The sequence below is a fragment of the Candidatus Aminicenantes bacterium genome, assembly GCA_011049425.1.
Taxonomy (GTDB): Bacteria; Acidobacteriota; Aminicenantia; order UBA2199; family UBA2199; genus UBA876.
Window position 1 is genome coordinate 1 of record DSBM01000055.1, and the last position, 8,070, is coordinate 8,070.

7 protein-coding genes are annotated in these 8,070 nt (G+C 50.5%); all 7 read left to right on the forward strand.

What is annotated here, in order from left to right; genetic code table 11:
• The first annotated feature begins 45 nt into the window (after window positions 1-45).
• The 7 genes from ENN40_04115 (at window position 46) to ENN40_04145 (ending at window position 7,574) form a co-directional block, all read left to right on the forward strand.
• Window positions 46-2,388, forward strand: coding sequence for a type I restriction endonuclease subunit R (locus ENN40_04115; GenBank protein HDP94531.1), 2,343 nt, complete (start codon window positions 46-48; stop codon window positions 2,386-2,388).
• A 15-nt stretch (window positions 2,389-2,403) separates the two neighbouring features.
• The gene (locus ENN40_04120) at window positions 2,404-3,930 is read left to right on the forward strand and encodes a hypothetical protein (protein ID HDP94532.1); all 1,527 of its coding nucleotides are present in this window, start codon (window positions 2,404-2,406) and stop codon (window positions 3,928-3,930) included.
• A 107-nt stretch (window positions 3,931-4,037) separates the two neighbouring features.
• Window positions 4,038-4,412, forward strand: a complete 375-nt coding sequence (locus ENN40_04125) for a hypothetical protein (protein HDP94533.1) — start codon at window positions 4,038-4,040, stop codon at window positions 4,410-4,412.
• 1 nt (window position 4,413) lies between these two features.
• Window positions 4,414-6,165 carry a hypothetical protein gene (locus ENN40_04130; protein HDP94534.1) on the forward strand — a complete coding sequence of 584 codons (1,752 nt, stop codon included), beginning with the start codon at window positions 4,414-4,416 and terminating at the stop codon, window positions 6,163-6,165.
• 227 nt (window positions 6,166-6,392) lie between these two features.
• The gene (locus ENN40_04135; GenBank protein HDP94535.1) at window positions 6,393-6,602 is read left to right on the forward strand and encodes a hypothetical protein; all 210 of its coding nucleotides are present in this window, start codon (window positions 6,393-6,395) and stop codon (window positions 6,600-6,602) included.
• Between the two features lie 442 nt (window positions 6,603-7,044).
• Window positions 7,045-7,305, forward strand: coding sequence for a type II toxin-antitoxin system RelB/DinJ family antitoxin (locus ENN40_04140; protein HDP94536.1), 261 nt, complete (start codon window positions 7,045-7,047; stop codon window positions 7,303-7,305).
• Entirely contained in the window at window positions 7,305-7,574 is a 270-nt protein-coding gene (locus tag ENN40_04145; GenBank protein HDP94537.1) for a type II toxin-antitoxin system YafQ family toxin, read from the forward strand. Before ENN40_04140 ends, ENN40_04145 begins: the two co-directional genes overlap by 1 nt.
• The last annotated feature ends 496 nt before the right edge of the window (window positions 7,575-8,070 follow it).

Sequence of the window (8,070 nt, forward strand, 5' to 3'; positions counted from 1 at the left end):
AAAAAAGCGGCGGCATACCACCAGTTCCACGCGGTCAACAAAGCCGTGGCCGCCACCCTGTCGGCCTGCGGCATTGATACCGAACCCGATAAACTGTATGCCCGCTTCCGCCAGCCCGATGCGGGCGATGCCCTGCAGGGAAAAGATGTGGTACCGCGTTACGGCAAAGGCACGGATCACTTCGGTGACCGGCGCATCGGCGTGATCTGGCACACCCAGGGCAGCGGCAAGAGCCTGCTCATGGCCTATTTCGCCGGCAAGGTGATCCGCCACCCGGATATGGAGAATCCCACCCTGGTGGTGATCACGGATCGCAACGACCTGGACGAGCAGTTGTTCGGCACTTTCGCCTCCTGCATGGAATTGCTGCGCCAGAAACCGGTCCAGGCGGACAGCCGGGCCCATCTTCGTACTCTGCTGCAAGTGCCCTCCGGCGGCGTGGTGTTTACCACCATTCAGAAATTCTTTCCCGAAGAAAAGGGTAATGATTATCCCCAGTTGTCCGACCGGTCCAACATCGTGGTGATCGCCGACGAGGCCCACCGCAGCCATTACGACTTTATCGACGGCTTCGCCCGCTTCATGCACGATGCCCTGCCCAATGCCTCCTTTATCGGCTTCACCGGCACTCCCGTGGAACTGCATGACCGAAATACCCCGGCTGTGTTCGGCCATTACATCGATCAATACGACATCCTGCGGTCTGTGGAAGACGGCGCCACGGTGCCCATCTACTACGAGAGTCGTCTGGCCAAGATCGAGTTGCTGGAAAGGGAAAAGCCGCGTATCGATCCGGACTTTGAAGAGATCACCGAGGGCGAGGAGGAGTCGGAAAAGCAGCGCTTGCGCACCAAATGGGCCGCCACGGAAGCCATGGTGGGAACGGAAAAGCGCATTGCCCAGGTGGCCCGCGACCTGGTAACCCATTTCGAAGCACGCCTGGCCGCCATGAATGGCAAGGCCATGATCGTGTGCATGAGTCGGCGCATCTGTGTTGAGATGTACAACGCCATCGCGAATCTCAGGCCCGAATGGCATCACCCGGATGACGACAGGGGTTTCATGAAGATCGTGATGTCGGGTTCCGCAACGGACAAACTGGACTGGCAGCCGCATATCCGCAGCAAGGAGCGTCGGGAAGCCCTGGCCAAGCGCTTCAAGGATGCGGATGAGCCCTTCCGGATCGTGATCGTGCGCGATATGTGGTTGACCGGCTTTGACTGCCCTCCTCTGCACACCATGTACATTGACAAACCCATGCGCGGGCATGGCCTGATGCAGGCCATTGCCCGGGTGAACCGGGTGTATGGCGACAAGCCGGGCGGCCTGGTGGTGGACTATATCGGCCTGGCCGATCAGTTGAAACGAGCTTTGGCGCAATACACCAATTCCGGCGGCAAGGGCACGCCGGCGATCGATCTGGAAGAGGCCGTGGCCGTGATGAAGGAAAAGTTCGAAGTGGTTGTGGCCATGTACCACGGTTTCGATTTCAAGCCACACCTGACGGCCCGGGGAGCGGAACGCTTAAGGGGCGTGGCCGCGGCCATGAACCACATCCTGACATTGCATGACGGCCGGGCGCGCTACCTGGCGGAAGTCACGGCCTTGTCCCGGGCGTTCGCCCTGGCCACGCCGCATGAAGCGACGCGGCTGATCCGCGATGAAGTGGGATTTTTCCAGGAAGTGCGCGCCGGACTGGCCAAGATCACGGAAGGCGGAGGCAAAACGCCGGAAGAACTGGATGCGGCGGTGCGCCAACTCGTATCCCGGGCCGTCTCCTCAAATGAAGTAGTGGACGTTTTTTCCATACTGGGGGTGAAAAAGCCCGATATCTCCATTCTGTCGGACCAGTTCCTCAATGAAGTCCGGGACATGCCCCACCGCAACCTGGCCCTGGAGGCGCTGCGCAAACTGCTCATGGATGAGATCAAGAGCCGCTCCCGGCGCAACGTGGTGCAGGCGCGATCCTTCGCGGAGATGCTGGAACAGGCGGTACGCAAGTATCAGAACCGCACCCTTGAAGCGGCGGAAGTGATAGAGGAACTCATCAAACTGGCCAAACAGATGCGGGAAGCCCAGCGGCGTGGCGAGGAACTTGGATTAAGTGACGACGAAGTCGCCTTTTACGACGCCTTGGAAGTCAACGACAGTGCCGTAAAGGTGCTGGGGGATGAAACCCTGAAGTTGATCGCCCGGGAGCTGGTGGACACGGTGCGCCGCAACGTGACCATTGACTGGAATGTGCGCGAAAACGCCCGCGCCCACATCCGCGTGATCGTCAAGCGCATTTTGCGCAAATACGGCTACCCGCCGGACAAGCAGGAAAAGGCCACCCGGACGGTCCTGCAACAGGCGGAAGTCCTGTGCCAGGAGTGGATGACGGCTTAGACAAGGAGGGAATACATGTCTCTTCATGAAAGCAGTGTCGATTTTAAACGCCTGATTCAGGATCTGGCGGATATGTATCCCAATGATGTGTCGGAAGTGGTGGTGACTGAACTGGTGGCGAATTCTCTGGACGCCAAGGCCACGTGTATCAAAATCGATTATGACTCCGGAAATAAAGTGCTGGTTGTTGAAGACAATGGCAAAGGTATGACGGAGAAACAGTTTTCCGAGTACCACGATTTTGCCGCCGGCTTGAAGAAACGGGGTACCGGGATCGGTTTCGCCGGACTGGGAGCCAAGATCAGTTTCAATATCGCCACGGCCGTCATTACCGAGACAAAAAGCAGTTCATTTCATGCAGGGTCGAATTGGTATCTGAAATCAAGCAAGAGACTGGTGTGGGAGGAGATGGAATCCGGGTTACTTGAGGGGAAAGGTACCCGGGTTGAAGTGCATTTTTCCAAAGACAGTGAAATTGTGTATCAATCGGATACGGGTATTCTATCGATTCTGGAGGCACAATATCTGCCGCTGCTGGACCGCTCTTTTCTGGATTTTTATGATGCCCAAGGGCATTATTCCAAGGATCTGCGGTTCGTGATCAACGGGAGGCAGATTGAGCCCTTTGATGCCGTTGAGCATTTTGGTCTGGAATATACGAAATCGTTCTCTTTGGAAAAATCGAGAAAAGCCTTCGGGTGTGGAATCTTCGGCTTGTCCGATAAGGAATATCCCATAGGTTTGGATGCGAATGGCGTGCTGTTATGCACTTATGGAAAAGTGATCAAGGCAAACACATTCAGCCAACATCCGGGTCGCATCATGGCGCGCATTCTGGGGATCGTGGAAGTACCCGAATTCGTACACTTCTTGACTTCAAATAAGACTGATTTTACCAAAAAGGGTCAATACAAAAAGCTTGAGAGTTTAATGTCCCCGATCCGGCAGAAGTTTGTTCAATGGCTCAGGGATGACATCGGCATTGAAACAACGGAGGTAGGCGAAAAGAATGAAGCCAAAGTTCTGGAGAAAGAACTCAAGAAAATCATCGATGATGTGCCCGAGCTTTCAGACTTCTTCGGGTTCTGGTCCAAAAAGCAATCACTTTCACCCGATTCCAAGGGCGAAGTGAAAGCCGAAATCCTTGAAGGCATTGAGGCTACCTTTCCAGTCGGGAAAGGAGCCAAGGGAACCGAGCCTTTCTTAAGTGAACCGGGCGACCAGCCGGGCGAAACCCAAGCGGAAAGTGAGCAGGGGGATCGGAAAGCCAGCCCCATCAGTCGCAGCTCCAGAGGTGGTCCCAAGATCTCTTTTCAGGAAGATCCTCTTCGTAGTGATCTGGCGTGGGTGGAAGGAACCAATATCATTATCAACCATGGACATCCCGTATACGGTAAGGTGAAATCCAACAACAAGGCGAAAAACATCTTCTATTTGTTCGCGATCGGCTGTGCCGTTCAGCGGTTTAAAAATTCCGAAGAAATGGATGAGCCGGATCTGCAATTGGTTGATCGTATGATGGCCGCGTGGGGTGCCAAATAGTGGGATCGCCATATTTTATCTCTTTTGAAAAAAAGCGCGGCGGCTTTGTTGGGTACTTGTCTATGGAAAGCTTATCCAATGCTGAGATCGACCACAACCGGGTCATTATGGATGCCGTCAAGGTTTATTCAGTTTTTATTCGCTATGCCAAGCGCAAGATCAATGGTTTACAGCGTGAGAAAAAACAAAAGGGTTTTATCCTGGCCAGAAGTATGTGGAAACTTGGTGACAAGATCTTCCAACTGGTTGATGATCTGAAAGCGATGGGATTGGAAATAGATGATTTGTATGCCCATCTGACCCGGGATCTGAATAAAAACAAAACGTGGCTTTCGCGAGTGATCGCTTTCAGAAGCCATGTGCAATATCAGAGAGATGTCCAAAAAGATGCCAGGTGGAGCCGGTTCGTTGAATCCCCACGCAAACAAATCGAGTTAATGAGAAAAACGGCCGGATCCGAAAAAGGAAGGTCTGAGTATTAGAGTGGAATTGTATAGAGATCTGGTTCGCATCCTCTCAAAAGATGATTCCCCTAATGATCGTGAGTTTTGCAAGCAGTTGGGGGTTTTAATTGGGGCGAATCCGGAAGAAGGTTTGGAATATTATATTTGTCATCTCGACGCAATCAATTGGTTTATCAAGATCAATAGCCACCTTTATCGTCAAGGCAAGCATCTCATTCCTCACAGTGAATTCGACATTCTCTTTCATTTTTGTTGTCCGGTCGAAATAGAGGCGGAGTTTCCCGCTTCTATCTTTCACCTTGGTCATCGATGGGGCTTGATTGGACATGGATTTGAATCGTCGGACCTGTTTTTCCCCCTTGTCCGGGTACTCTTATTGGCTGATCCACACGGCCCCATAGGTGTTGATGCGCTAGAATCGCTCAGTGAGACGGATTTTCTTTATGAAGACTTGAAGCTAGCCATTAAAAAATCTCTGAAACATGGTTTCTCTCTACATGATTCCGAAGTGGTTGAGAATGTAAAAAAGCATTTCAACCTGACAATCAGTCCTGTAGATAAAACGATCAATATAGAAGGACAACTCGGATTGGCCTCCAAAAAAAACATTAAAAGTGAATTAATATTCTGGGAAGCATTGGAAGCCGATCCGAAAAAACACTTAACGCCTTTCTTTAAGGCCATTTTTCTGCTGATTATCAGCCGATCTGGCTCACTGATCCAGTGGATGGGAGGGGAATGGGATCAGGAGTTCCAATTTCTTTGCAAAGGTCTCGGCTTGCAAGTAAGAGAAATGCCCAGGCTGAATCTTTCTCTGCTGACTGATTCCCGGGTCAGGGAAAATATTCTTTTATCGCCGGCAAAGTCAGAGCGCGTCCGCTTTGATGAAGTAATCGAAGATCTAAAGCCATATCTTGAAGAGGAGCTTTCTTTTGAAGATATCGTTGAGATCGCCAAATCGGTTCAAAAGAAACGCAAAGACAGGATCCGATCCACAGCCAGGGTTTATCTGGCATTGAAAGAACTGAGGATGCCTTCGCACTTTTCTGAGATTACCCGCATTCATAACCGGATGTTCCTGGATTGGCAAGAACCAGAAGGCGCTATTCAATCCTATCTTGAGCGGCAGGAATATGGCATATTCGCAACCGAAGAAGATGGCGTTTTCTGGCTGCGTGAATTTCAGAATGCGGTGAACAGGCAATCTTTGAGCGACGAAATCGAAGAAATTGTTGCCATGATTTATGCAAACACCAATCGGCCGGTATCAAAGCAGAGCATCCTGGTGGAGTTGTCGCGGAGGCGCCATACCGTTAACGAGAATTCAGTGAATGCATACTTATACGGAAGCAGGAAGCTGAAGAGAGTCGGAACAGGTTTGTTTATCCCTAAAACGGAAAAAGAACTGGAAGAAGAAGAGCAAAGAAACGAACAGATAAACAGAGCCGTGAACCAGTTTGTGGCGAGTAGGGATGCCGAAAAACATGATCAGGATATTGATCAAAAGAAGCATTATTTTGCCACGTTTCGTTGCGTGAAATGCGGACATCACGAATCCGAATTGGTGATGGAGGGTCGGTGGCTTTATCTGCAATGTGCCCAGTGTAAGAACAAAATCAAATATCCCGCAGGCCTTTGGGGTATCAATACAACAATTCCGTGTCCGGATTGCGGCAATCATATCCAAATTCGATTCCATCCCAGATATGGTCCATATTTTAAATGCGTTAAATGCGAGAAGTGGTATGGAACCCAAAAGTTTTTGGGATGAGTCATGAAGGATTCGACGTTTAATGAATTTTTATGAGAAACAAATATGGAGGCTGCCTGATCATGAAAAATTATTATCGACTGATGTTGGGGCGTGGGAGTAAACATGCGGAGGAGTGCTTTTCCGGCGGTTTTATGAATAGGCAACGGGGTCAGGTCTCAAAAATGAAAATTGAGAGTAAGATTGGGGTATGGTTGAAATGGATCGGGTGATTTTAGGAGAATGCATTGATCGGGCCGGCACCGGTGTGCGTGTACTGTCGCCATTATGATCAATACGGGCCGGGGTTTTCTTGCAAAGCGTATCCGTATCCGCGGCGGATTCCCAAGAGTATTATATGGGACGGGGAACGGCACGACTCCGTCCGGAAGGGCCAGGTGGGGGAGTTCGTGTTTTCACCTCAGAAAGATATCGAGATTCCCGAAGAGTACCGCTAAACCGATTCAACCCGGTTACTAGAACTTGATGTCATACTGTACAGTACCGGCCCCTTTCGAACCGCCTGAATTATAGATTTTTACTGGGCAACGGGGTCGGGTCTCAAAAATGAAAATTGGCAATTCGCTGGGGCATGGATGGGATTTTGTCATGGCGCGGCGCTTGCGGATTGAATATGAAAAGGCTTTTATCATGTCATTGCCCATAGAAATAGGGGTAGCGCCTCATAATTAAACAATGCTTTTGCCGCTTTACTGTTCCGAATTCTGGATGGGTCCAGAAGAACTATGGGTACTGCTGGAATGAATGGAAAAAGGCTTTGATCTACAGGGTTTTTCAAACCGGCATGCCATTTGCGGAAAAGGATTGGGAATTGACAGGAGGCACGTTTTGTACTACCATGATAATGTATCTCAAATGGGATACGGCAGCGAGGTAGAAATGGCCAAAACGGAAATGATTCGCGCACGCATTGAGCCCGGTCTAAAGAAAGAGGTTTCATCCATATTCGAAGCCATCGGACTTTCAACGACCGAAGCCATCACCCTGTTTTATCAGATGGTCAAACTCAACAGAGGGCTTCCTTTTGAAATCAAAATACCCAGTGAACTGACTCGGAAAGTCATGCAGGCCACGGATGAAGGCAAGGACCTTGTTGAATGGAATCGGGTGGATGACTTTCTGGATGAAATGGATTCCTGATGCCGCGGTTTTTTACCACAAAGCAGTTTGGAAAGGACTTCAAGAAAGCGATAAAATCCGGAAAAAGTCGGGATAAGATTGTAACCGTACTGCGGATATTGGCCCAGGGCGATCCATTGCCGGCCAGGTGCAGGGATCACAAATTGAAAGGTGTCTTCCAGGGTAGGAGGGAATGCCATATTGAATCCGACCTGTTGCTGATCTATAAATTGGAAGATGACATGATTGTGATGGAACGTATGGGCTCTCACGCCGAACTGTTTGAATAGATCGGCCTTTGGGAAACATTGGGGCCAGACCTTGCCTTAATGCTTTCTTTAATAGGAGAAACTAAGTGATCGGGCCGGCGCCGAGGTGTGTGTGCTGAAGGTGACAGGTGACAGGAAGGCAGGAGACAGTCCCCTCGCCTCTCGCTCCTCAGCGCGGTGATGTAGGTCTTGAGGCGAGGTGATGCAGGGGTCGAGACTTGGTGATTAGGTTACCGGCCGTGATCTTTTCGTGTCTCCAGGTGGGGGATTTTGTGTTTTCACCGCGGACTGATATCGAGATTCCCGAAGAGTACCAGTAAGCCGATTCAACCCGGTTACCGGAGCCCAATGTCATACTGTACAGCACCGGCCCCTTCCGTCTTCTTCCGTCTTTTTTGCTCTGCATGTCCTATTTATTATCGAAGCTTATGTTCCGATTATGCGGGCCGTCAAGAGAGGGACTTGGTTTGTAAGATCGTTTTTCAGAGCATACGACTGGAACAGGTTTGATGCGAAT